The organism is Symbiobacterium ostreiconchae (assembly GCF_055396975.1).
Genome location: NZ_AP042454.1, coordinates 1,011,328 through 1,035,655 on the forward strand (window position 1 = coordinate 1,011,328; position 24,328 = coordinate 1,035,655).

The following is a 24,328-nucleotide window of genomic DNA, read 5'->3' on the forward strand; positions in this document are numbered from 1 at the left end:
AGCCATGGCACTCTGGCAGCGTCTTGAACTGGACTTGGAGGAGGAGCGGCGCGCCATTCCCGGCGGGCCGCAGGGCTGGCGGCCCGAGCGGCTCATCCTGCGGGACTGGTGGCACTGGCGGGACCAGGAGTTCGGGTTCGCCCACGGCCGGCTCGCCCTGACGGGGCAGAACGCCGGGGGCAAGTCCTCGCTGCTGGCGCTCGCCATCCCCGTGCTGCTGGACGGCCGGACCGAGCCGGCGCGGCTCGATCCGGCCCAGAGCCGCGACCGGTTCCTGCATTACTACCTGCTGGGCGCCGACGGTGCGGAGGCGGGCAACCCCGACGTGTTCCGCTACGAGGCGCGCACAGGCTACATCGCCCTGGAGTTCTACCACACGGTGGATCAGCGCTTCCTGACGATCGGGATGGGCGTCTCCGCCTCCCGGTCCAGCCCCCGCAGGATCACAGACTGGTGGGGCTTCCTGCTCGTGAAGGGGCAGCGGCTGGGTCGCGATTTTGACGTGCGCGGGGCCGACGGCACATGCCTGGGTAGGCGGGAGTTCGCGCGGCTGGTGGGCGACGGCGGGATCGTCGTCACCGAGAAGGCCGAGTACCAGCGGCTGGTCAATGACTACCTCTTCGGCTTCGAGGGGGATGACTTCGACGCGCTCATCGCCATGCTGCTGCAGGCCCGGCGGCCCAAACTGGGCGAGCAGGCGGGGCCGGATAAGGTCTGCGACCTCTTGCGCCGCTCGCTCCCGGGCATCTCCCCGGACCGGCTGAGCCGGGTCGGGGAGGTGGTCAACAACATCGAAGAGTACCGGCGCAACCTGGCGGACGTCATCGAGAAGGCGGAGGCGGTCGGCCGGGTGGACGCGGCCCTGTACGCCCTCGCGGAGGTGCTGGTCCAGGAGGCGGCTGTGCAGTACCAGAGCGTACAGGGCTCCCTGGGCGGCGTCGTCGGCAGGCTGAAGGAGGCGCGGGCGAGCCTCGCGGCCGCCGAGGAAGGCCTGGCCGCGCTGGAGGAGCAGGGGCAGAACCGGGCGCGGGAGCAGGCGGCCCTGGAGGCCGAGGTGGAGGAGCTCTGGCAGGGCGAAGGAGCCGACCTGCAGGACCGGCTGCGGGACGCGAAGGAAAGAGCCTTCCAGGCGGCCGGCCGCGCGGCGGAGCTGGAAGGGCGCCTCAGGGAACAACGTGAGCACCTGGAGGAGGCCGAGGCCCGACGGCGGCAGACGGCCGCCGAGTTCGACGACCGGCGGCGGGCCATGGCCGCTGAGGTGGAGAATCTGGCCCGGGAAGCCGAGACTCTCGGCTGGCACGAGGCGGCCGGCGAACTGCGGGAAGCCCGGAAGGCCATCGTGGTGCTGGCGGTGGACGATCCGCCCGCCGTGGTCGAAGGCGCCTGGCCCGACTCGAGGCTCGTGGTGGAAGCCGAGGACCTGCAGCGGGGCTTCGCGGATGCGGCCAGGGCCCGCAGGGCCCTGGATGAGGCCGAGCTGGCCTTCGCCGTCGCGCAGGAGCGCATCGCCGATCTGCGCCGGCGAGCCGGTCTGGCCGCCGACGCCCTCGAGGCGGCAAAAGACCGTGCAGAGGCGGAGCGCGAGTCGCTCATCCTGCAGATCGCCGCCTGGCAGCAGGAGAGCCGCGTGCTGGCGCCCAGCGATACGGACGTCGCGCGCCTGACCGCACGGGTGCAGGCCCTGGAGGCGCCGCCGGCCGGCGGTGTGCATGAACTGGTGGAACCGATCCGCGACCTGGCGGCGTACAGGAAGCGGCAACTGGAGGCCCGGGTCGCATCCCTGGAGGACGAACTGCGTGCGGCGCAACTGCGGGTGGACCGGTTGGCCGAGCGGCGCGCGGAAGTGGAGGCCGACGCCGGCGATCCGCCCCGGTCGGAGGTGCGGGCCCGGGCACGGCAGGGCGCGCCGGACCTGCGGCCCCTCTTCCGCTGGGCGCGGTTCCGCCCGGGCGTGCCGCAGGACGTGCAGGCCCGGGTGGAGACGGCGATTCTGGAGGCCGGCTGGCTCGACCTGCTGGTCCTGCCCGGGGCTGAATCCGGCGCGGGCGAGACTCGCGCCGGCCAGGCCCGGCCACCCGATGCCCGGGTGGCGGATGCCGTGATCCTGCCCCGGCCCGTGGCGGGCCCGTCCCTGCTGGAGGTGCTGGAGCCCGAGCCGGGTGCGCCGGCGACGGTGCTGGCTGCACTGGCCTCCATCGGCTGGGGCGAGGGGACCGGCGACCGCTGGGTCTCCGCGGACGGCCGGTGGCGCAACGGCGTGGCAGAGGGGCAGGTGGGCCCCTGGGTCCAGGAGGAAGCCGGCTACCTGGGCGAGGAGAACCGCATCCGCCGCCGGGAGCGCCGGCTGCGGGAGGTTGACGCGGCGCTGCAGGAGGCACAGGCCGCACTGGCCGCGGTCGAGGCGCGGCGGCGGGAGGCCGCCGACGCCGTCAAGGTCGTGGACGCGGAACTGGAGGCGCTGTACCGCCTCCCCTGGCAGGCGCTGTTCGGCGCGCTGGATGACGTCCTGCGGCGGGCGGAGGAGGCGCAGCAAGCCAGGCAGGCCGTGGAGGACGAACAGCCGAAGGTGGCCCAGGCGGAGGCCGAGGTGCGTCGCCGAACGGTGGCCTTTCACCAGGTGGCTGCCGATCTGCCCCAGGCGGCGGGGCTGGACTACGAGGGCCTGATGCAGCGCAGGCAGGACTTCGCCGCCCTGGGAGCCAGGATCGGCCGGCTCACGGCGCATGCTGAGGCGCTTGTGCGCTGCGCGGCCGACTACCGGTCCCAGACGGAGCAGCTGCAGCGGGACCAGCAGAGCCTGGCCGCCCTGGAGCGGGACATGGAACGCATCCGGCAGGAGCAGGCCGCCGCGGCGGCCGCGGTGAAAGCGCTGGAGCAGCGGCTGGCCGACCCCGACCTCCGGGCCCGCCAACAGCGGCTGGAGCGGGCGCTCGAGCGGCTGAGGGCGCTGCAGGCCGAGGCGAAGCAGGCCAGCGAACAACGGGGCCGCCTGGAGGCGCAGCGGGAATCCGCCCAGGGACGCATCGCCGAGCTGGAGCCGCAGGAGGAGGCTTTCCGGCGCGAGCTGGGCCTTCGGCTGGAGCAGGTGCGCAGGCGGCTTGGGCTGCACCCCCTGCTCACGCCCTACCTGGAGGCGCTGGACCAGGAAGGCGTGGTCAGCACCATGCACCGCCTCGCCCGGCTGGTGGAGACGGAAGACCTGGAGCAGGTGAAGAGCCTGCGGCAGGGGGAGTTGAACGAGGTCGTCCATGCCTGCCGGGATCTGCTCCGGGACTACGTTCCCACCTGGAACCCTGAGCGCACCAGCCTCTCGTTCCGGCACGAGCGGGTGCCCATGACGGCCACCCAGCTCCGGGAGCGGCTGGAGGCCCGCGCCCGGGAGTACGCGGAGCTGATGGAAGAGGAGCAGCGGAAGCTGTACGAGGACATCATCTACCAGGGGATCCTCGACGAGCTGCGGCGGCTCATCCGGGCAGCCCGGGAGTTCACCCGGCGGACCAACGAGAAGCTGAAGGGCCTGCAGCTCAGCAACGGCGAGCAGCTCAGCCTGCGGCTCAGCCTGCTGCCGTCCGACCAGATGCCGGGCGCCCGCATCGCCCACGAACTGGAGCAGATGGAGCAGGGCAGCCGCTGGCTGGACGACCAGAAGCGCGAGGTCCTGCTGAACACGATCAAGGAGGAGGTAGAGCGGGTGCGGGAGGCCGCCAGGGCCGGCGGAGAGGAGATCGGCTACCAGGAGGCGGTGGCCCGGGCCCTGGACTACCGGAACTGGTATGAGTACCAGCTCCTCAGCCGCATGCCCGGCGCGAGCGCCCCGGTGCCCATCCGGACCCGGGGCTTCGGCCAGCGCTCCACGTCGGCCAAGGCCTGGGCGCTCGCCGTCCCGGTGCTGGCAGGCGTGGCGGCGCGGTACGACGCGTCGCCCCGGACCGACCTGCCCCGGCTGGTGGCTCTGGACGAAGCCTTTGCCGGCTTCGATGCCAACAACCAGAAGAACTATCTGGACTTCCTCTCCCAGCTGGGCTTCTGCTGGATCATCACCGCGCCGGACGAGCTGCCCTACAGCGAGTCCCTGTCGGCGGCCATGACCTACCGCATGAGCCTGGAGGGCACCCTGCACACCGCGTTTCCCATCCTCTGGAACGGAAGCGTGGCGCGGGAACCCCTGGCCGACCTGGGGCCGGAGCCTGGAGAGGGGGCTGAGCCGTGAGCGCGCGAGAGGCCTTTGCCGCCATGCGAGAGGCGGGACTGGAGCCGGTCCTGGCCGCGGCCCGGCAGAAGGTTTACGAGGCGGACGGCCTGCGGGGACGGGTACGGCTGACACTGGGCGCGGCCCAACTGGACGAGCTGGCCAACCTCCTGGGGCGGGTGTCCGTCAGGGACGGGCAGGTGCTGGTGCCCCTGCAGGACCTGGACGCAGCCCTCACCCGGAGCCGGTTCCGGACAGGCCTCCTGGACGTGCTGGAGGCAGGGTACGGTCCCATCGTGACCCGGCGGCAGGAAAGGGAGGCCGCGGCCTCCCGGTGGGCCTCCTGGCTGAAACAGGTGGGCGACGCGCTGCCGCCGGTGGACGGGGTGCGGGCGTGGTTTGAGCGGGTGGTTGCCGGCGAGAGCCCCAGCGCGCGGTGGGTCCGGCGGGTATACCGGACCGATGCCGAGCAGGCTGCACGGGCGGTGGCGGCGGTGGGCACGGCGCTCGCCCGCCTGCCGGTCGACCGCGGTGAGCACGAGCTGCTGGCGGTGTTCGCCGCCAGTCTCACCGGCGATCCTCACGCCTTCGACGAGAAGGAGCCGGCCGGCGCGCTGCTGGAGCATGCCCTGCGGGAGCGGTTCGGTCCTCCCCCGGAGGAGCTGCGGCCTCACGAGGCCCGGGCGTTCCTCCTGGATCAGGCGGGGCTTGGCGCCGACCAGGTGTCATCCACCGTCCTGGTGGCCCACCTGGCCGGGGCGCGCTGGGCGCCTGCGCCGGGGGCATCTCATCCCATGGTGGCGGCGATGACCGCGTGCACCGGCGCCTGGGCCGTGACGCTGGGAGAGCTGCGGCGCTGGTCGGCCGCCAGGGCCCACCGGGGACGGGCGTATGTGGTGGAGAACCCGCCGGTCTTTGAGTGGCTGCTCAGGCGGCTGGCGGGTGCGCCGCCGGAGCGGCGGGCCACCCTCATCTGTACGGGCGGTTTCTTGAGCGCCGCCGGCTTTCGCCTGCTGGATCTCCTGGCGGCGGAGGGGACGGAGATCTGGTATGGCGGGGATTTCGACCGGAACGGCATCACCATCGCTGTGGGACTGGCCGCTCGGTACGGCGGGCTGTTCCGCCTGTGGCGGTTCGGACCGGAGGACTATCGGGCCGCGGCCCTGGGCCCGGGTGGACAGCCGCTCTCGGAGGGGGACCGGGCTGCCCTGCTGTCGGTGACGGGGCCGCTGGCTCCTACGGCCAGGGCCGTGGCCACCGGCGGCGTGACGGCGTACCAGGAGCGGCTGGTGGAGGTGCTGGCGCAGGACTTGATGGAACAGTGAACACCCCGGATCAACTCCCGGGTAAGGGAGGGTGATCCGGGGTGTCATATCATGACGCAATACATGCGGCAGGCGCCGTTCCCCGTCTTGGGGTGGCGTCTGCGGGCCCCCGCGCGCCCATCCGTGAGCGCCCTTTTTTCGTGCAGTGTTGCGCTGATCTCGTGGCCACACACGGGAACTGGCCCACGCACGGGAAATGGCCTGGGGGACCCCCTCATAACTGGCTTGGGGGCCTCCCTGTGGCGCTAGTCGTGGCCCAGCTTGGCGAGGTCCGGGATCTCCGCCTGCTTCGGCCTGGTCAGCCGGTCGAGCAGGACCACGCCCGCCAGCAGCAGGAGGCCGACGCCGACTCCGGTTACGACGGGATTGAGGCCGAGCAACTCGGGGAGCGTGAGCTTCCCGAAGTTGAGCGGAGCGATCAGGAGCGGCTGCAGCGGCTCGTAGAGGAGCGCGTAGGCGAAGGATCCGGCCAACCCGCCGGCCACGGCCCACCAGAAGCGCCTGTCGCCGCCGGGCAGCGCCGCGAGCATCGTGCCGGGGCAGAAGCCGGCCACTGCCATCCCAACCCCGAAGAGCAGCCCGCCGACGACGATGCCGACCACGTAGGTCGTCTTGACGGAGAAGTTGACGATGCCGAGGGTGCTCAGGGGGAAGACCAGGATCAGCGTGACGCCCACCGCCGTCAGAAGGAGCTTCAGCATGTGAAAGTCGGTGAGGGCCAGCGCCCCCCGGATGCAGGCGTGGGACGCGACCCGGGAGCGGCGCAGGATGAAGCCGAAGGCCGTCCCGATGAGGAGACCCAGGAGCAGTTCCATCTAGCTCCACCTCCGCTTGAGCAGCAGGGCCGTCGGGATGCCGCCCGCGAAGACGGCGGCAGCGAACAGGAAGCCTGCGATCGAGAGCTGTGCCATGCCGCTCAGCACGTGGCCGGTGGTGCAGCCGCCGGCCATCCGGGCGCCGAAGAGCACCAGGAAGCCGCCCAGGAAGGCCGTCAGCGGGCTGGTCGCCGACAGGCCGGAGCCCGTGTTGGCCGCCGGCTTTTCGCCGGAGAGCTGGTATGCGAGGAATCCCCCGAGCGGGATGCCGAGCACCAGCATGTGCTCTCAGCCGATCGACAGGGGGATCGTCTGGAAGTACGCGTTGGCCTCGACAAAGCCGGGGAACAGGGGCTTCAGGGCGATGGCCAGGCTGGACGGGAACACGGTCGAGACGCCCATCGGCTTGAGGAGTACCATCGCCAGGGTGGAGAGGAGACCGAGCGCGATGCCCCCCTGCCACCAGGTCCAACTCCGCACACGCATCACTCCCTCCGAAAGTACAATACGGGGTATAGTATACCTGGTTGTCGCGCTTTTGGCAATCATCGCTGAGCGTGTGGGGCTGTGTGAGAACCTGTGCGGAGGGGAATCCGTATTGGTTATGTGAGAACCAGTTTGTGGGGGAGAGTCAAGGGACATGCAGAGGGGATACGCACGCCGCGCCAGGCAGTTGGCCTGCTTGGTACTCGCGGCCCTGCTGCTCCACACGCCTGTGAGGACGGGGGCCGCGGAGGAGATGAAGCCGGAGGTTGCGGAGTATCCGGCTGAAAACTACGAGCCCGGTCCGGGCTGGCCGGAAGGGTGGACGCCACCGCCGCCTCCGGAGGGGATGTCTGAACAGATGCGGGCTGAGGTGGAGCGGATCCTCAGGGAGCACCCGGACATGTATGACAGGTACGACTGGTGGGTGTGGGATCCGCTGCCTGCGTGGACGAACGAGTATCCTTGGTTCTGGCGGGAAGACAAGATGGGTTGTGGAACCACGTTGTACGTGTTTGCTTATCCGGTCCCGGATACACAGCTGATCACAAGGGTGTTTGGTCGATCCTTTGGCTGGTCGCGACTCTACCTGAAACCGTGTCGGTATGAGCCCATCCAGTCGATAACTGAGACGCGCGAGCTCAGTGAGGAAGAAAAACTGGCTGAAGAAAGGGGCATCGAATACGAGTACTGGATGGACAAGTCGCATCCGGGACTGGGGCGAGATGACGGTAGGGCCAGCAACGGCAGTCCAGACCACGTCTTCGTCTACTTCAACCAGGGCGATGCCTCGAAGCGGTTTGACACGCCTGCTTACCTGGACACCACTGTCAACAGAGTGCGCGTACCAATCAGGTTCATTAGCGAGATGATGGGGGCCGAAGTTTCGTGGGACCAAGCGAAACGGCAAGTGACAATCTATTTCCCCGCTGTCACGCGCGAGGTGGTGAAAGCTGTCCCGGCCCCTGGGTACGACTATCCCGACCTATTCGATCCCGAGGCGTACCTTCCTAATGGTCATCGCTTCCTTCTTGAAAAGCAGACTATCAGCACCCCAGAACGGACTATTGTGCTGACCGTTGATCATCCGGCGGCAATCGTGGATGGAATGGAAATACCCCTGGATGCACCACCCGTAATTCGGAACGATCGGACGATGGTGCCTGTCCGTTTCATCGCTGAACAGATGGGAGCGAAGGTCTACTGGGTCGGAGCTGAACCTATTTTCCGGCGTGATGACGGCAGCATGTCAGGTACCTATCAGGTTCACATTTTCACGCCATTCTTTCCCCTTTTCGAGTACCCGAGCTGGTACCTGGAGACTCGAGCGGTTCGGTACTAAGGGGTGAATGGCGTATGAGGTGGCCGCGGTGGGTAGCGGCTGTGCTTGGCTGTGTGCTCGTTGTAGCCACCGGTTCCAGGGCGACAGCGGGCGATTGGATTACCAAGGGCGGTTCACCGCAACGCATGTCAACCGAAATCAATCCGTATGGTTTGATCGAGTTAACGCCGTATTGGGAGACGCAGCCGTTGGGCGAGAGCGCCACGCAACCAGTGTTGGTCGACGGGGTCATATACCACCTGGCAGGTGACTACCTCTGGAAGTTGAAACTGGACGAGGTCCACCCACCTTACGCGCATGCTTCTCCGATCCAGGAGCCGGTTTCCAAACTTCCAATCCCATTTAACAGGGCACCCGCCGGCCCATCTATCGCCCCCCAGTCCAGCCCTAGTTACAGCCCGGAGACTGGCGTTCTCTACTTTGGTACTGGCTACGGTTGGCTCTGGGCGTATCACACAACAGAAGGATGGGCTCGGCCAGCCGAACTGGAACTGGGCTGCCCCATCGTGGGATCCCCGTTGGTCATCCACGACCGGGGGAGGGATATTGTGGTGGTGGCTGATCGCCCAAACTACCCCGGAGAGGAGAACCGGCCGAAAGGACGGCCCCTCTGCCCCCGTAACCACGGGAAAGTCTGGATCGTACAGGGGTTGGATCAGCTTAACGGGTCAGTTCACCGACAGGCATATCAAGCAGCGACGAGCAAGGCGGTTGAAGAAGGGTTCGGCGGCTTCATCACGCCATCTGCGGTGTTAGCAGTGCCGCATGGGGAAAACCCAAGCTTCGTCCTCGGCACGGACGGCTTCGAGGGTGGGCGGGCGTTGCGTCTGGCCCTCGACCGGGAAAACAATTATCGCCCGTACCGTGTCTGGACGGTAGACGGATCTTCTGGCTTTGCCGGTAACTTTACTTCCGACGGTACCAACGCGTACTGGTTAGATACAGGCGGCCGATTGTGGGGTGCCCATCTGGAGCGGGGTAGCGAACCCGAAGGCTGGTCCAGCTACTCCATCTCCCTGCCCACCCTCATCGGCGCCAGGAACGCCTTCACCAACACCGAGCCCGCCATCGAGATCCGCCAGACCCCCAACGGCCCCGAAACGCACCTCTACGTCACCCTCCGCAACTACACCGACACCGGTGTGGGGCTGCGCGACGGACCCACCGGCGCCGACGGCGCCGTCGTGGCGCTCGGTCCCGGCGGCGAACTGAAGTGGTACCGCAAGTTCGGCCCCGCGGACCGGCTGAACGGTCGCAAGGCCTCCCTCAACACCGCACCGCTGGTCCTGGTCAGCCGAGCGGCGCTCATTTTCGGCGACGTGAACGGCTACATCTACAGCTACGCGCTGGACACCGGCAACCCGGCCGGCGGCGACGGCCGGCCGACGGTCATCCCTCCGGAAGGGAAAGCGCCCACGGACCGGCTGTTCCTGCTCAAGAACAACGAGCAGCCCAACACGGGCCCCTACAATTTCTCCCAGGTTTCCGGCGTGGGCGTGGATCCCGCCTTCGCGAACGGCCTCATGCTCGTGGGCGTCAACTACGAAGACGCCGGCGGAACCTCCGGCCGGCTGGTGGCCTACCGGGCTGGGGAGACCTACGACCTGCTGTGGCTGGATGCGCCGGAGCCCATGAAGCTTCAGCCGGGCAAGCCGGCCGCCATGCAGCCCCGGCTTCAGCTGGAGATGACCGAGCGGACGCTCGCAGCGCTCTGCCCGGGCCCGCTGTCCGTCCAGTGGTACCTCACGGACCAGAGCGGCCAGCCCATCCGCCCCCTCGGGGCGACGCCTCTGCCCGGAGACCTGGCCCCGCAGCAGCCCTACCCCGTGCCGGTGACGGTCACCCTGACCGGGAGCGATCCCGCCGAGGGCCAGATCGTGGGCGTCATCGACCTGCCCTCCGTCTACGCGCTCAGCGCGCCGCACACGGCCAACCCCAGGCTGGTTGTCGCGCGGGCCATCGCGGAGAAGATGGGGCTGACGGCTGAAAAGAGCTGCGCAGGGGCGGTGGCGGAGGTGGTCGAGCGGGAGGGCGAGCCCGGGCCGGAGGGCGGCCTGGCCAATAACGTGCTGATGGTGCCCTACACCAGTCAGCAGCCGGCGCAAGCAATCGTGGATGACCCATCGGTGGTGGAACTGGCGGTTCCCGAGATCGTAGAGGCAGGCCGGCCGTTCGAAGTGGGCATCTACCTGGGCTACCAGAACAACCTGGGCCGCACCGAGATCCGGGTCCCGCTCCGGCTCTGGGCGCGGCCTGCTGCGGGCGGGTCACCGCCGGCAGGCGGCTGGCAGGCGGTGACCATCGACCGGTTGCCGTGCTGCACCCTGAAGCCCGGCACGATCCCTGGCCTGAGCGCGGGCACGTGGGACATCATCGCCGAGATCGACTACCCGGATGACACCCGCCCGGAAAACAACCGCCTCATTCGACGGGTGGAGGTGCACAGTTCGCAGGGGGGCCAGAGAGGCGGCGCGGAAGGCGGCGCCATCACGGACTGAGGCCGTGCGACCCTCCACGCAGAGTCGGCAGGGTCTAGGGGCGGCATCCGCGCAGAATGTGCAGTGCGGCGCCGCGCAGAACCGCCTCCCAGTTCCCCCCATCGACCGCCTTCATAGGCACGAGCTGCGCGCCCCAGCGACCAGGATCGGTGACCAGCACGGTGCCGGGGACGCTCCTCAGCGCCAGCGCACCACCACGACGCGGCCGGGCTGGATCAGCCCGCGTCTCAGCACGTGGTGGCACTCCTCCTCGCTGTCGAAGACGATGGCCTGCCCGGTGAACTCCGGTCGGATCACCCGCCGGTCCCCCGCCGGAGCCATGCCGACCATGTCTGCACACTTCGGTCTTACGGCGTCAGCAGCGGCCGCAGCTCCACCGGCACCACGGCCACCTTGTGGTTCCGCCCGTCGACCTGCATCCGGCCCACGTGCAGGATGCCCAGCATGCGCAGCCGCCCGAGGATGGAGACGGGCGGCTGTACAGCGCCGTGGCCCAGTTGTTGAGGGCGGCGAGGAGCCCCGCCTGTTGCCAGGCCTTCTTGAAGTAGGGGATGGCCTTCTCGAAGTGACCCTGCTGCATGAGTCGGCGGCCCCGGTTGTTCCACTCCAGGGCCCTCTTTTCGGTGGGCGAGTTCGTCATCTGCACAGACCTCCCAGGCTGGATTCCGGTGGATACACTGCCGAGGACTACTACAACAAACATTTCGGGTTTGCTGGCCATCCCACCCTCCACATTCCAACCAAAGGATTCGCCGCTTAGTTGTCGAAATGTTTAGTGAAAGGGCCTCCGCGTGGCCAGGTTTCCGGAACCGTCGGGCCTCCGGGAAAGGAGCCGAGTATGGAGCAACTGAGGTTCGGTTTCGGCGGTGAGGAGCGGCCGGCTCCCAAGCGGCCCGGCCCACCGAACCGGATGAACGACCTTTCCTATAAGGACTGGATGAAGTTCCAGAAGAGCTTCTTCCGACATCGCTCGTCCCAGGCGCTCGTGGAGGAGTGCATCTGCTTCTTCACGAAAGCCGTCTGGCCCGATGGGGAGCCGTCCCGGTGCCTCATCATCGGCTTCGCGGACATCGACCCGGGCCGGATTCCGGCCCCGCGCCTGGTCGACGCCCACAACCGCTGTGACAGCTTCGACGGTGTGGCCAGGCTTCTGCTCGAGGCTGAGCAGGCCGGGCTGACGTATGACTTCATCTTCATTGACCTCCGCCGGCTGATCGTGGACGAGGAGAGCCTGACGACGTACCTCACCGGTTATGCGGACGTCGTTTCACGGGCGCTGCGGCGGCTGCTGGCACCCAGGCGCTACTGCGGACTCGTCGTGGGCGCCCCCGGACCGGGCGGGGCCGGGTTTCCCCTGCCCTGGTCGGTAGCGGTGGCATCCCGCCGCCACCTGCGGCTGCGGGATGAGAAGGTCGGGCTGGTCGAGGGGGAAGGCCGGATCTACTACTGCCTGTTCCTGCAGGCCGATGACGACGGCCGGCCGGCTGACCCGCTCACGCCGCGCGGGGTCCGGCTCGCCCGAGCGGGGCGGCCGATCCCGGCCTGGACGACGCCCAAGCCGCCTCCCCGCCGGCCGAATGAGATCCTGCATCCGGCCAAGTACCCGGAAACCTTGGTGGCGGAGTTTCTGGATCTGTTCACCGAACCCGGCGACAGGGTCTTCGACCCGATGGTGGGCACGGGCCGCACCGTCGTGGCCGCGATCCGGACGGGGCGCCACGGGTACGGGGTGGAGCTGACGCCCCACTACACCGGGATCGCCCGGGAGCGGGTGGCGCGGGAGAGGGCGCAGCCCTCGCCGTCGGGCGCCCACCCCGTGGGGCTGATCGTTCAGGGGGATGCGACGAGGCTGGACGGGATTCCGGAGCTGGCCGGCCTGCAGTTCGACTATGTCGTCACCAGCCCGCCGTACTGGTCGATGCTGACGAATCCGGGGAGCGAGAACCAGCGGGCGCGGCGGCAGAGGAACCTGCCCCTGGTGTATGCGTATTCCGGACGGATTCGACCACTCATTCCGGTCGAATCCGTCCGGAATACGCACGGCTGTTCGTGATTCATGAGGGTTGGGTAGAGCGAACCCCGGCTGGTACGGAGTACAGGCTGGTAAACCGCCGCGATTTCATTCCCGACAGCGGACGGGACAGCTGGGAGCAGTTGAGCGAGTTTCTGGAGAGGGAGTACGATCTCAGCGACACGTGGGTGATCATCAACGGGGACCGGGCCCGGTGGATTCGGGAGGGCGTGACGTGGTTTCCGAAGGCGCTGTACCAGATCGACCGGTTTCACCTGAAGCAGGAGCTAAACCACGTGCTGCGCCACCAGCCCCGGCTCCTGGAACGAGCGAACGCTGCGCTGGAGACAAACGACGCCGGAGGATTGCTGGCGGTACTGGAGGAAGCGCGTGCTGCTGAGACCGACTCGAAGCGTCGTGGAGAGATCCGCAGGCTGGTGGCCGACCTCAGGACGATGCCGGAGTCGATACGGGACTACCGCGTCCGACTTCAAGAGCGGGGCGTCAGCGTGGAAGGGTTACGCGGCCTGGGTGCAGCGGAAGGGGCGGTGGAGCGGTACTCAGCACGGCTGCGGAAGGTCGGCCGGAGCTGGTCCGAGAGGGGCTTGAAGGCGATGATGCACGTGCTGGCCGCCTACTTTCACGGCACTTTGCGTGGGGCCGTAGAGATGGTGGAACGCCAGCTGGGACTCGAATCACTGGCTGCAGTTCGGGAAAAGGTGCGGCACCGGGTCGTGGAGACCGTGGGGCGGGGCATTGAGGGAGTCCGCCACGGGCGCATGCCGATCTTGTATGCCGGTCGGAACGCCAGCGGCGGATACTCTCGGATGCTGAGGGCGGCCGCCGGCTTCACCAAGTAGAAGAGGCAACAGACGCATTCGGCGCCAATTCATGAACCAAAATCATACAGAACACTTTTGGAAGTGCGACGTACCCACTTTCACTTGACAGACCCGGCTGTTCCGCGCGCTTGTCTCGCGCGAGAGGGCCGTGCTAAAATACGTATGCCCGCCCGGGCGAAAGATCCTGAGGGCGCAGTAGGGTGCAAGCGTATGGTTCGGGAAACAGCATTTGCATACTTGCGCAGGACGTCCGGGTGTGGTAAAGTAGTCGTCGCTGTCGGTTGCGGCGTGGACAAAATGGCATTCTTGCCAGGTGTTCACACGTTGACAGCCGCACGGCGAGTCTGCTAAAATATATCCCTGCCAGCCACCGATATTCGGTGGCGCGGTGCATCTCGAACCTTGAAAACTAGACAGTGCAGAAGAGGGAAGCCGAGCGAGCCGGTATTCCAAAGGAGCCAAAGTCAAGCTTTCCACGGAGAGTTTGATCCTGGCTCAGGACGAACGCTGGCGGCGTGCCTAAGACATGCAAGTCGAGCGGGGCTTCGGGGCTTCGGCCCTGAAGCCCAGCGGCGGACGGGTGAGTAACACGTGGATAACCTGCCCTCTGCTCTGGGATAACAGGCCGAAAGGCCTGCTAATACCGGATAAGCTCACGGTCCCGCATGGGGCTGGGAGAAAAGGCGCTGGAGTCAGTGGCGCTGGCAGAGGAGGGGTCCGCGGCCCATTAGCTGGTTGGCGGGGTAACGGCCCACCAAGGCGACGATGGGTAGCCGGCCTGAGAGGGCGACCGGCCACACTGGGACTGAGACACGGCCCAGACTCCTACGGGAGGCAGCAGTCGGGAATTTTGCACAATGGCCGAAAGGCTGATGCAGCAACGCCGCGTGAGCGAAGAAGGCCTTCGGGTTGTAAAGCTCTGTTGCCTGCGAAGAAGGGCCCCGTCAGGAAATGGGCGGGGTTTGACGGTAGCAGGCGAGGAAGCCCCGGCAAACTACGTGCCAGCAGCCGCGGTAATACGTAGGGGGCGAGCGTTGTCCGGAATTACTGGGCGTAAAGGGCGTGTAGGCGGCCTGTTAAGTCAGGGGTGAAAGACCGGGGCTCAACCCCGGGGGTGCCTCTGAAACTGGCGGGCTTGAGTGCTCTAGAGGGCAGTGGAATTCCCGGTGTAGCAGTGAAATGCGTAGAGATCGGGAGGAACACCAGTGGCGAAGGCGGCTGCCTGGGGAGTCACTGACGCTGAGGCGCGAAAGCTAGGGGAGCAAACAGGATTAGATACCCTGGTAGTCCTAGCCGTAAACGATGAGTGCTATGTGTGAGGGGTATCGACCCCCCTCGTGCAGGAGCTAACGCACTAAGCACTCCGCCTGGGGAGTACGGCCGCAAGGTTGAAACTCAAAGGAATTGACGGGGGCCCGCACAAGCAGCGGAGCATGTGGTTTAATTCGAAGCAACGCGTAGAACCTTACCAGGGCTTGACATCCACCGAACCCTGCAGAGATGCGGGGGTGCCTCTCTTCGGAGAGGAACGGTGAGACAGGTGGTGCATGGTTGTCGTCAGCTCGTGTCGTGAGATGTTGGGTTAAGTCCCGCAACGAGCGCAACCCCTGTCGCATGTTGCCAGCACGTTATGGTGGGCACTCATGCGAGACTGCCGGTGACAAACCGGAGGAAGGTGGGGATGACGTCAAATCATCATGCCCCTTATGTCCTGGGCTACACACGTGCTACAATGGCCGCCACAGAGCGCCCCGAACCCGCGAGGGGGAGGCAATCGCGAAAGGCGGTCCCAGTTCGGATCGCAGGCTGCAACTCGCCTGCGTGAAGTCGGAGTTGCTAGTAATCGCGGATCAGCACGCCGCGGTGAATACGTTCCCGGGCCTTGTACACACCGCCCGTCACACCATGGGAGCTGGCAACACCCGAAGTCGGTGAGCTAACCCGCAAGGGAGGCAGCCGCCGAAGGTGGGGCCGGTGACTGGGGTGAAGTCGTAACAAGGTAGCCGTATCGGAAGGTGCGGCTGGATCACCTCCTTTCTAAGGAGCACCGCCCCTGAGAAGGGGAGACTCCGAGGTCGATCCTCGGCCCATCAAAACGGGCTGAGGGAAACTGACGGCCGCTGGGCGGACCGAATCTGCACTGTTTAGTTTTGAGGGTTCGAGATGAGCGGTGAGCAGTGGGCTGTGAGCAGTGAGAGCTGTTCCGGGCCGCACGCTTGCTGACTCAGGATCTTCGAGCCCCTCAGTGAGTGCCTGCGGGAGCTTCGCTCCCGCACGGGACCACGGGCTGCTTCGGGAACCTTGGGTTCCCTGCAGCAGCGTCGTACCTTGAAAACTGCACAGTGAACACACGCAAAGGCAACGCGGGAAGCGTGCATCTCAGCGAAATCAAGCTGGGAAGGGCACACGGTGGATGCCTGGGCGCCAGGTGCCGATGAAGGACGTGGAAAGCTGCGATAAGCCTCGGGGAGCCGCAAGCAGGCGTAGATCCGGGGATCTCCGAATGGGGCAACCCGGCTGGCGTAATGGCCAGTCACCCACAGCTGAATCCATAGGCTGTGGGGGGGCACCGCCCGAACTGAAACATCTCAGTAGGGCGAGGAAAAGAAATCAACCGAGATTCCCTCAGTAGCGGCGAGCGAACGGGGAGGAGCCTAAACCAGCAGCGAGCCATCGCTGCTGGGGTTGCGGGACGCCCGTAAAGCGATGCTGCCGAGTCTAGCCGAAGAGGTCTGGAAAGGCCCGCCACAGAAGGTAAGAGCCCTGTAGGCGAAAGGCGAGGCGCCGCTGGGCGGATCCCAAGTACCACGGGACACGAGGAATCCCGTGGGAATCCGGGGGGACCACCCTCCAAGGCTAAATACGCCTGGCGACCGATAGTGAACCAGTACCGTGAGGGAAAGGTGAAAAGCACCGCGGGAGCGGAGTGAAAGAGACCCTGAAACCGTGTGCCTACAAGCAGTACGAGCCCCGTACGTGGGTGAGTGCGTGCCTATTGAAGAATGAACCGGCGAGTTACGGTCACTGGCGTGGTTAAGGGCCTCAGGCCCGGAGCCGAAGCGAAAGCGAGTCTGAAGAGGGCGTAGTCAGTGGCTGTAGACCCGAAACCCGGTGATCTATCCATGGCCAGGGTGAAGCGGGGGTAAGACCCCGTGGAGGCCCGAACCGGTTAGCGTTGAAAAGCTATCGGATGAGCTGTGGATAGGGGTGAAAAGCCAAACGAACCGGGAGATAGCTGGTTCTCCCCGAAATAGCTTTAGGGCTAGCGTCGGCATGTGAGCTTGCTGGAGGTAGAGCACTGATTGGGCTAGGGGCCCTACCGGTTACCGAACTCAGTCAAACTCCGAATGCCAGCAAGTATGGCCGGCAGTCAGACGGCGAGCGCTAAGGTCCGTCGTCAAGAGGGAAACAGCCCAGACCGCCAGCTAAGGTCCCGAAGTTCCTGCTAAGTGGGCAAGGATGTGGCGTTGTAGAGACAACCAGGATGTTGGCTTAGAAGCAGCCATCATTGAAAGAGTGCGTAATAGCTCACTGGTCGAATGACGCTGCGCCATAAATACTCGGGGCTAAGCAGGACACCGAAGCTGCGGGTGTGAGCGGTGAGAGGTGAGTGGTGAGCAGTGAGTGCGGTCCGGAGTTTCCGGCCCGTCCACAGTGACCCACTACTCACTACTCACATCTCACTGCTCACGCGGTAGGGGAGCGTTCCATGTGCGTCGAAGGTCGACCGGAAGGACGGCTGGAGCGCATGGAAGTGAGAATGCCGGTATGAGTAGCGAAAAGACAGGTGAGAATCCTGTCCACCGAAAGCCTAAGGATTCCTGAGCAAGGCTCGTCCGCTCAGGGTCAGTCGGGACCTAAGCCGAGGCCGAATGGCGTAGGCGATGGGAAACAGGTCGACATTCCTGTACCACCTACGGGTCGCTTGACCGATGCGGGGACGCAGGAGGCTAGGGGGACCCGGCCGCTGGTTGAGCCGGGGTAAGCGGGTAGCGTGGCCCGGTAGGGAAGTCCGCCGGGCTAAACGTGAGACGCGATGCCGACCGAACTGAAGTAGGGAAGCCCCTGACGCCACACTGCCGAGAAAAGCCGCTAGGGAGACCCGGGGTGCCCGTACCGCAAACCGACACAGGTAGGCGGGGAGAGAATCCTCAGGTGCGCGGGAGAACCCTCGCTAAGGAACTCGGCAAAATGCATCCGTAACTTCGGGAGAAGGATGGCCCTCGGACCGTGAGCGGAGAGACGCCGCAGAGCGGGGGAGGGTTGCAGAGGAGAGGCCCAAGCGACTGTTTACCACAAACACAGGTCAGTGCTAAGCCGGAAGGCGACGTATACTGGCTGACGCCTGCCCGGTGCTGGAAGGTTAAGGGGAGAGGTCAGGCCGCAAGGCCGAAGCTTTGAACCGAAGCCCCAGTAAACGGCGGCCGTAACTATAACGGTCCTAAGGTAGCGAAATTCCTTGTCGGGTAAGTTCCGACCCGCACGAATGGCGTAACGACTTGGGCACTGTCTCAGCGAGGGACCCGGTGAAATTGCAATACCTGTGAAGATGCAGGTTACCTGCGATTGGACAGAAAGACCCCGTGGAGCTTTACTGTAGCCTGGCATTGGATTTTGGTGGTGCGTGTACAGGATAGGTGGGAGCCTGCGAAGCCGGGTCGCCAGATTCGGTGGAGGCGCCGTTGGGATACCACCCTCGCAGCATCGAAGTTCTAACACGGGCCCCTGGAACGGGGTCGTGGACCGTGCCAGGTGGGCAGTTTGACTGGGGCGGTCGCCTCCCAAAAGGTAACGGAGGCGCCCAAAGGTCCGCTCAGGATGGTTGGAAATCATCCGGGGAGTGTAAAGGCAGAAGCGGGCTTGACTGCGAGACAGACAGGTCGAGCAGGGTCGAAAGACGGGCTTAGTGATCCGGCGGTTCCGAGTGGAAGGGCCGTCGCTCAACGGATAAAAGCTACCCCGGGGATAACAGGCTGATCTCCCCCAAGAGTCCACATCGACGGGGAGGTTTGGCACCTCGATGTCGGCTCATCGCATCCTCGGGCTGAAGTCGGTCCGAAGGGTTCGGCTGTTCGCCGATTAAAGCGGTACGCGAGCTGGGTTCAGAACGTCGTGAGACAGTTCGGTCCCTATCCATCGCAGGCGGAGGAGATTTGACGGGAACTGCCCCTAGTACGAGAGGACCGGGGTGGACGGCCCGCTGGTGTACCAGTTATCCCGCCAGGGGTACAGCTGGGTAGCCAAGGCCGGAACGGATAAGCGCTGAAAGCATCTAAGCGCGAAGCCGGCCCGAAGATGAGATCTCCCATCCCGTTAAGGGAGTAAGGCCCCTGGAAGATGACCAGGTAGATAGGCCGGGAGTGGAAGCGGCGCAAGCCGTGGAGCGGACCGGTACTAATCGGCCGAGGGCTTGATTTCGCTGAAGCCGGAGCGTGTGCAGATCACTGTGCAGTTTTGAGGGTAGGACCTCAGGAGTTTTGGGTGGCGATACCGGAGGGGATCACCCGTTCCCATACCGAACACGGAAGTTAAGCCCTCCAGGGCCGAAGGTACTCCGCAAGGGGGAGAATAGGTCGCTGCCCAAACCTTTTTCCTGGCGGCGGCCCCGGTCATTGCGGTGCCGGGGCCGCGGGCCAACCATCCTGGCCCCAGCCAGGCACGATTGTTCCTGATTCCGGCATAGCTCAACGGTAGAGCATCCGGCTGTTAACCGGAGGGTTGTAGGTTCGAATCCTACTGCCGGAGCCAGCCTGCGGGTTTAGCTCAGTTGGTAGAGCGCCACCTTGCCAAGGTGGAGGTCGCGAGTTCGAGTCTCGTAACCCGCTCCAGATGGCGGTGTAGCTCAGCTGGTTAGAGCATGCGGTTCATACCCGCAGTGTCGCTGGTTCGAATCCAGCCACCGCTACCAGCGTTCCGGGGTGCCGGGCGACCTGTGTACGCGCCGCCCGGCACACCCATCCCATGGAGAACTGCCGACGGCGCACAGCCCACTGCTCACAGCGCATATGGCCCGGTAGCTCAGTTGGTAGAGCACGCGACTGAAAATCGCGGTGTCGCCAGTTCGATTCTGGCCTGGGCCACCACTGGCGGGGAGATACCCAAGTGGTCAAAGGGGGCTGACTGTAAATCAGTTGCGTAACGCTTCGGTGGTTCGAATCCACCTCTCCCCACCAGGTTCTGCGGGTTTAGCTCAGTTGGTAGAGCGCCACCTTGCCAAGGTGGAGGTCGCGAGTTCGAGTCTCGTAACCCGCTCCAGTGTTCACCAGACGGCGGTCCTCAGCGGCCGTCGGAGCAGGATGCGCGGTTAGCTCAGTTGGGAGAGCGCATGATTGACGTTCATGAGGTCAGAGGTTCGATCCCTCTACCGCGCACCAAGGTGTCTCCGGAAGTGGCGCCACGCCACTTCCGGAGGCGCACAGGCGTCGAGCAGGCGCCTGCAGGCCGGCACGTCCCTGCCGCCTGAGGCGCCGGTGCATTTTGTTTCCCCCTAATGCGGAGGCGTGGTGTAGAGGCCTAACATGCGGCCCTGTCACGGCCGAGATCGCGGGTTCGAATCCCGTCGCCTCCGCCAGAACTGCAGATGTGGCGGAATTGGCAGACGCGCACGGCTCAGGACCGTGTCGGGTAACCACTCCCGGTGGGAGTTCGAGTCTCCCCATCTGCACCACATGCGAGGGTAGCTCAGTCGGCCAGAGCACTCGGCTGATAACCGAGAGGTCCCGGGTTCGAATCCCGGCCCTCGCACCACTTCCATACCCCATGCTCGCTGGTGTAGCTCAGCCGGTAGAGCAGCTGATTCGTAATCAGCAGGTCGCCGGTTCGAGTCCGGCCACCAGCTCCAATCACCCGCCTGCCGGTCATCGTGCACTGCCCGTTGCCGGTGGGCAACATGTATCCCGGCCCCTTACGGAGAGGTGGCCGAGCGGTTTAAGGCGGCGGTCTCGAAAACCGTTGTAGGTCAAGTGCCTACCGTGGGTTCGAATCCCACCCTCTCCGCCAGCTTCAGGACCCAGCCATGCGGCTGGGTCCTGTTGCGTGTGGACACGGGGCGAATCCCTTTTGCCGCGCCCAGGGGCTTGTGCTATAATTTGACGGTACTTTACCTCGTTGTCTGCGCTGGAAAGGAGCCCGAGTGCCGTGGAACTGTTCCTGACTGAAAACCAGACGGAGGATATGCGGCTCTCCGTCCGCGCCACCAGGGTCCTGCACCACGAGAAGACCCCTTATCAGGAACTGATCGTCGTGGAGACGCCGCAGTGGGGTCGGCTCATGGCCCTGGATGGCTTCTTCCAGACGTGTGACCGTGACGAGTTCGTCTATCACGAGATGGGGGCGCACGTCCCCATGTTCACCCATCCCGATCCGAAGCGGGTGCTCATCATCGGCGGCGGCGACGGCGGCATGGCGCGCGAGGTGGTGCGCCACCCCGGCGTTGAGCACGTCGACCTGGTCGAGATCGACGAGCGCGTGGTGGAGTGCTGCAAGAAGTACTTCCCGCAGATCGCGGTCGCGCTCTCCGGAAACCCGAAGGTCCACGTGCACATCGCCGACGGCATTCAGTGGGTGCAGGAACACGAGGCGGAGTACGACGTGGTCATCATCGACTCGTCCGAGCCCATCGGCCCCGGCGAGGGGCTGTTCACGGCCAACTTCTACGCCAGTGTCTACCGGTGCCTGACCGGCGACGGCATCCTGGTCGCCCAGACCGAGTCGCCGTGGGTGAACGCGCAGGTCATCCAGCGGGCCTACCGGGGCATCCGCCAGTCCTTCCCGATCACCCGGCTCTACACCTGCGCCGTGCCCACGTACCCGACGGGGCTCTGGACGTTCACACTGGGCTCGAAGCGGTACGACCCGCTGCTGGCGGAGCCGGAGAAGCGCATCGCCGACGTTGGCGACCTGAGGTATTACACCCCCGGGGTCCACCACGCCGCGTTCCAGCTGCCGGTCTTCGTGGCGCAGCTGCTCGCGGAGGTTGACGAGGAGGAGGCGCAGCCGTGAGCGGGCGCAGCTTGCCCCCCTTTCCGCACATCGAGCGGCTGGCTGACTTCATGGCGGCATCGGAGGACTACGCATCGGCCCGCGCGGTGCTCTGGGGCATCGGCCAGGACTTCACCACGTCCTACCGGCCCGGCACCCGGTTCGGACCCGGCCGCATCCGCGAGGCTTCCTACGGCATCGAGGAGTTCAGCTACCACTCCCGCCTGAGCCTCACGGAGAAGAACTTCTTCGACCTGGGCGACGTGGCCGTGGTCTTCGGCGACGTGCAGGAGACGCTGCGCCGGGCCGAGGAGGTGGCCCGCCGGCTCTTCGCCGACGACAAGCTGTCCCTGATGATGGGTGGCGAGCACCTGGTCACGCTGCCGGTGGTGAAGGCCGCCTACGAGAAGTACGGCAACGACCTGGTGCTGCTGCAGTTCGACGCCCACGCCGACCTGCGGGAGGATTACCTGGGCAACCCGCTCAGCCACGCGACGGTCATGCGGCGCTGCCTCGACTTCCTTCCGGCACGCAACCTGTACCAGTTCGGCATCCGCAGCGGCACCCGGGAGGAGTTCGAGTTCGGCATGAGCCAGTGCCACCTGTTCCCCCACGAGGTGCTGGAGCCGCTGCGACGAGTCCTGCCCACGCTGGAAGGCCGGCCGGTTTACGTCACCATCGACATCGACGTCATGGATCCGGCCTTCGCGCCGGGCACCGGCACGCCCGAGCCGGGCGGCATCACCAGCCGGGAGATGATCGACGCGGTGCTCGCCATGCGCGGCCTCCACGTGGTGGGGCTGGACGTGGTGGAGGTGGCGCCCGGACTGGACCAGACCGACCGGACGCCGGTGCTCGCGGCCAAGCTGATTCGCGAGGCGATTCTGGCCTTCGGATAGCGCAGGCGCGTCCTCTGAGGCGACGGCCGCGCCAGGATCAGGGCCATCGCGCACTTCTTCGTTCAACACATAGGAGGGCGGACGGGCATGCGTATTGTAGAGCAGATCAAGAGCGAGATCCGCCAGGCCCTGGCGGATGCGGTCGGCCGGGCCGTGGCCGGGGGCGCCCTGGTCGGTCCGGCCCCTGAGATCATGCTGGAGATCCCCAAGGACAGGGCGCACGGCGATTTTGCCACCAACCTCGCCATGGTCATGGCCCGGCAGGAGAAGAAGGCCCCGCGGGTCATCGCCCAGGCGATCGTCGACCACCTGCAGACCGACGGCACGTGGATTGCCTCGGCCGAGATCGCCGGCCCGGGGTTCATCAACCTGCGGCTGCGGCACGGTTGGGTGCACCAGGTGCTGCCCGCGATTCAGGCCGAAGGGGCCGACTTCGGCAAGAGCGACCACGGGCAGAAGCAGCGGATCCTGCTGGAGTACGTGAGCGCCAACCCCACCGGGCCGATGGTGCTGGTGCAGGCCCGGGCCGGCGCCTTCGGATCGGCCCTGGCCCGGCTGCTCAACTGGGCCGGCTACGAGTGCCACACCGAGTTCTACGTGAACGACGCCGGCAACCAGGTGAAGATCCTGGCCCGCACCGTCGACCTGCGGGCGCAGGAGCTGCGGGGCGCGGCCGTCGAGATCCCCGAGGGCTACTACCCCGGCGAGGACGTGATCGACTGTGCCCGGGCCCTGCTCGAGCAGTACCCCGACTTCCTGGAGAAGCCGGAGGAGGAGCGGCTGGCCTTCCTGGAGCGCTGGGCCCCGGAGTACTTCCGCAGCGGCCACGAGAAGGTGCTGCGCAGCTACGGCGTCGAGTTCGACCGCTGGTTCAGCGAGCGGTCGCTGCGCGAGGCGGGCGCCCCGGCGAAGCTGGTGCAGTGGCTGATGGAGCGGGGCGAGGCCTACGAGAAGGACGGCGCCATCTGGATGCGCACCACCGCCTACGGCGACGACAAGGACCGGGTGCTGGTCAAGTCCGACGGCGAGTACACGTATTTCGCCGCCGATGCCTGCTACCACAAGGACAAGTACGACCGGGGCTACACCACCCTCATCGACATCCTCGGCCAGGACCACCACGGCTACCTCGGCCGCATGAAGGCGATGGTGGAGTGCCTGGGCCACCCCCGGGACTCGCTGGAGATCCTGTTCTCGCAGATGGTCCGGCTGTTCAAGGACGGCCAGGAGTTCCGGATGTCGAAGCGCAGGGGCAACTACGTCACCCTGGAGGACCTGCTGGAGCAGGTCTCGGTGGACGCCGCCCGGTACTTCTTCCTGATGCGCAGCCTCGACACCCACATGGACTTCGACCTGGACCTGGCCAACCTGAAGTCCAGCGACAACCCGGTGTTCTACATTCAGTACGCCCACGCCCGCATCTGCTCCATCCTGCGCCAGGCGAGGGAGCAGGGGCTTGAGGTGCCGGCTGCGGCCGAGGTCGACACGGCCCTGCTGGCCGACGAGTCCGAGGTGGAGCTCATGCGCAAGCTGGCCGAGTTCCCCGAGGAGATCATCGGCGCGGCCGACGCCCGCGAGGTGCACCGCATCACCCGCTACCTCAACGAGCTGGCCACACTCTTCCACCAGTTCTACACCCGCTGCCGGGTCGTGACCGACGACCTGCCCCTCAGCCGGGCCCGGCTGCTGCTGGTGGACTGCACCCGGACGGTGCTGGCCAATGCCCTGGGGATCCTGGGGGTCTCGGCACCCGAGCGGATGTAGTGGAGAGGGGATACCCCCCACCGTGAACGAGAACAGGGGCCTGCCCAACGCTGGGCAGGCCCCTTCGTCGCGCCATGGGAGCCGTTTTTCTCCCCAGAATGGGGAAGTCGCCCCGTAGCCGTTGCTCAGGCCGGGCACGCAGAATGGGCTTCGAGAAACACTCGGGAAGGGGTACTTGCC

The 24,328-nt window shown here is 66.1% G+C and carries 12 protein-coding genes, 12 tRNA genes, 3 rRNA genes and 2 pseudogenes; 24 read left to right on the forward strand and 5 right to left on the reverse strand.

From position 1 onward, the window contains the following. Positions 1-4: 4 nt before the first annotated feature. Positions 5-4,210: a TIGR02680 family protein gene (locus ACZ5UM_RS05040; RefSeq protein WP_464847255.1), complete on the forward strand. Its 4,206-nt coding sequence runs from the start codon at positions 5-7 to the stop codon at positions 4,208-4,210. Beyond that, the gene (locus ACZ5UM_RS05045; RefSeq protein WP_464847256.1) at positions 4,207-5,514 is read left to right on the forward strand and encodes a TIGR02679 family protein; all 1,308 of its coding nucleotides are present in this window, start codon (positions 4,207-4,209) and stop codon (positions 5,512-5,514) included. Before ACZ5UM_RS05040 ends, ACZ5UM_RS05045 begins: the two co-directional genes overlap by 4 nt. A 245-nt stretch (positions 5,515-5,759) precedes the next feature. Here ACZ5UM_RS05045 and ACZ5UM_RS05050 read toward each other — a convergent pair whose 3' ends face one another. From ACZ5UM_RS05050 to ACZ5UM_RS05060, 3 genes are read right to left on the reverse strand one after another with little or no spacing between them, the layout of a single operon-like run. Further along, complete coding sequence (locus ACZ5UM_RS05050) at positions 5,760-6,329, reverse strand: YeeE/YedE thiosulfate transporter family protein (protein ID WP_464847257.1); 570 nt, start codon at positions 6,327-6,329, stop codon at positions 5,760-5,762. Then, complete coding sequence (locus tag ACZ5UM_RS05055) at positions 6,330-6,605, reverse strand: YeeE/YedE thiosulfate transporter family protein (RefSeq protein WP_464847258.1); 276 nt, start codon at positions 6,603-6,605, stop codon at positions 6,330-6,332. A gap of 12 nt (positions 6,606-6,617) precedes the next feature. Further along, on the reverse strand, positions 6,618-6,809 hold the full coding sequence (locus ACZ5UM_RS05060) for a hypothetical protein (protein WP_375221861.1): 192 nt from the start codon (positions 6,807-6,809) through the stop codon (positions 6,618-6,620). 160 nt (positions 6,810-6,969) lie between these two features. On the opposite strand from ACZ5UM_RS05060, the gene ACZ5UM_RS05065 reads away from it, so the two are divergent. Next, positions 6,970-8,154, forward strand: a complete 1,185-nt coding sequence (locus tag ACZ5UM_RS05065; RefSeq protein WP_464847259.1) for a copper amine oxidase N-terminal domain-containing protein — start codon at positions 6,970-6,972, stop codon at positions 8,152-8,154. Between the two features lie 14 nt (positions 8,155-8,168). Beyond that, the gene (locus tag ACZ5UM_RS05070; protein WP_464847260.1) at positions 8,169-10,652 is read left to right on the forward strand and encodes a hypothetical protein; all 2,484 of its coding nucleotides are present in this window, start codon (positions 8,169-8,171) and stop codon (positions 10,650-10,652) included. 177 nt (positions 10,653-10,829) lie between these two features. Here the strand turns inward: ACZ5UM_RS05070 and ACZ5UM_RS05075 are convergent, their stop codons facing one another. Beyond that, positions 10,830-10,982 carry a dihydroxy-acid dehydratase gene (locus tag ACZ5UM_RS05075; RefSeq protein ID WP_273379364.1) on the reverse strand — a complete coding sequence of 51 codons (153 nt, stop codon included), beginning with the start codon at positions 10,980-10,982 and terminating at the stop codon, positions 10,830-10,832. Between the two features lie 214 nt (positions 10,983-11,196). Continuing rightward, a pseudogene (locus ACZ5UM_RS05080) lies at positions 11,197-11,373 on the reverse strand (tetratricopeptide repeat protein); the annotation flags it as partial. A gap of 216 nt (positions 11,374-11,589) precedes the next feature. Between ACZ5UM_RS05080 and ACZ5UM_RS05085 the strand changes: the two are divergent. From ACZ5UM_RS05085 to argS, 20 genes and pseudogenes are all read left to right on the forward strand, one after another. Beyond that, positions 11,590-12,705 (forward strand): DNA methyltransferase, encoded by a 1,116-nt coding sequence (locus ACZ5UM_RS05085; RefSeq protein WP_464848287.1) that lies wholly within the window; start codon positions 11,590-11,592, stop codon positions 12,703-12,705. Further along, a pseudogene (locus ACZ5UM_RS05090) lies at positions 12,690-13,523 on the forward strand (ISLre2-like element ISSyth4 family transposase); the annotation flags it as partial. The gene ACZ5UM_RS05085 and the pseudogene ACZ5UM_RS05090, both read left to right, overlap by 16 nt. Positions 13,524-13,977: 454 nt before the next feature. Continuing rightward, a 16S ribosomal RNA gene (locus ACZ5UM_RS05095) occupies positions 13,978-15,542 on the forward strand. 349 nt (positions 15,543-15,891) lie between these two features. Next, positions 15,892-18,923, forward strand: a 23S ribosomal RNA gene (locus ACZ5UM_RS05100). 59 nt (positions 18,924-18,982) lie between these two features. Beyond that, positions 18,983-19,090: ribosomal RNA gene (rrf, locus tag ACZ5UM_RS05105) — 5S ribosomal RNA — on the forward strand. The 16S, 23S and 5S rRNA genes sit together here with 12 tRNA genes alongside, the layout of an rRNA operon. An 88-nt stretch (positions 19,091-19,178) precedes the next feature. Further along, positions 19,179-19,253, forward strand: a tRNA-Asn gene (locus ACZ5UM_RS05110). Positions 19,254-19,257: 4 nt separating this feature from the next. Continuing rightward, positions 19,258-19,333: transfer RNA gene (locus tag ACZ5UM_RS05115), tRNA-Gly, on the forward strand. Between the two features lie 3 nt (positions 19,334-19,336). Then, positions 19,337-19,413 (forward strand) — tRNA-Met (locus ACZ5UM_RS05120). A 99-nt stretch (positions 19,414-19,512) separates the two neighbouring features. Further along, positions 19,513-19,588, forward strand: a tRNA-Phe gene (locus tag ACZ5UM_RS05125). A gap of 5 nt (positions 19,589-19,593) precedes the next feature. Beyond that, a tRNA-Tyr gene (locus tag ACZ5UM_RS05130) sits at positions 19,594-19,678 on the forward strand. Positions 19,679-19,684: 6 nt separating this feature from the next. Continuing rightward, positions 19,685-19,760 (forward strand) — tRNA-Gly (locus ACZ5UM_RS05135). Positions 19,761-19,803: 43 nt separating this feature from the next. Next, a tRNA-Val gene (locus ACZ5UM_RS05140) sits at positions 19,804-19,879 on the forward strand. Between the two features lie 120 nt (positions 19,880-19,999). Further along, positions 20,000-20,076: transfer RNA gene (locus tag ACZ5UM_RS05145), tRNA-Asp, on the forward strand. A gap of 5 nt (positions 20,077-20,081) precedes the next feature. After that, a tRNA-Leu gene (locus ACZ5UM_RS05150) sits at positions 20,082-20,172 on the forward strand. Positions 20,173-20,175: 3 nt separating this feature from the next. Further along, a tRNA-Ile gene (locus tag ACZ5UM_RS05155) sits at positions 20,176-20,252 on the forward strand. A gap of 18 nt (positions 20,253-20,270) precedes the next feature. Next, positions 20,271-20,346: transfer RNA gene (locus ACZ5UM_RS05160), tRNA-Thr, on the forward strand. 67 nt (positions 20,347-20,413) lie between these two features. Beyond that, positions 20,414-20,504, forward strand: a tRNA-Ser gene (locus ACZ5UM_RS05165). Positions 20,505-20,642: 138 nt separating this feature from the next. Beyond that, positions 20,643-21,506 (forward strand): polyamine aminopropyltransferase, encoded by an 864-nt coding sequence (gene speE, locus ACZ5UM_RS05170; protein WP_464847261.1) that lies wholly within the window; start codon positions 20,643-20,645, stop codon positions 21,504-21,506. Next, positions 21,503-22,384, forward strand: coding sequence for an agmatinase (gene speB / locus ACZ5UM_RS05175; protein ID WP_464847262.1), 882 nt, complete (start codon positions 21,503-21,505; stop codon positions 22,382-22,384). The genes speE and speB overlap by 4 nt, the downstream gene beginning before the upstream one ends. Positions 22,385-22,471: 87 nt before the next feature. After that, positions 22,472-24,148 carry an arginine--tRNA ligase gene (gene argS / locus ACZ5UM_RS05180; protein ID WP_464847263.1) on the forward strand — a complete coding sequence of 559 codons (1,677 nt, stop codon included), beginning with the start codon at positions 22,472-22,474 and terminating at the stop codon, positions 24,146-24,148. The last annotated feature ends 180 nt before the right edge of the window (positions 24,149-24,328 follow it).

Coding starts and splice junctions, on each gene's coding strand:
- ACZ5UM_RS05040 (WP_464847255.1), top strand. CDS start 5: ATGGCACTCTGGCAGCGTCTTGAACTGGACTTGGAGGAGGAGCGGCGC.
- ACZ5UM_RS05050 (WP_464847257.1), bottom strand. CDS start 6,329: ATGGAACTGCTCCTGGGTCTCCTCATCGGGACGGCCTTCGGCTTCATC.
- ACZ5UM_RS05065 (WP_464847259.1), top strand. CDS start 6,970: ATGCAGAGGGGATACGCACGCCGCGCCAGGCAGTTGGCCTGCTTGGTA.
- ACZ5UM_RS05070 (WP_464847260.1), top strand. CDS start 8,169: ATGAGGTGGCCGCGGTGGGTAGCGGCTGTGCTTGGCTGTGTGCTCGTT.
- ACZ5UM_RS05075 (WP_273379364.1), bottom strand. CDS start 10,982: ATGGTCGGCATGGCTCCGGCGGGGGACCGGCGGGTGATCCGACCGGAG.
- ACZ5UM_RS05085 (WP_464848287.1), top strand. CDS start 11,590: ATGAAGTTCCAGAAGAGCTTCTTCCGACATCGCTCGTCCCAGGCGCTC.
- argS (WP_464847263.1), top strand. CDS start 22,472: ATGCGTATTGTAGAGCAGATCAAGAGCGAGATCCGCCAGGCCCTGGCG.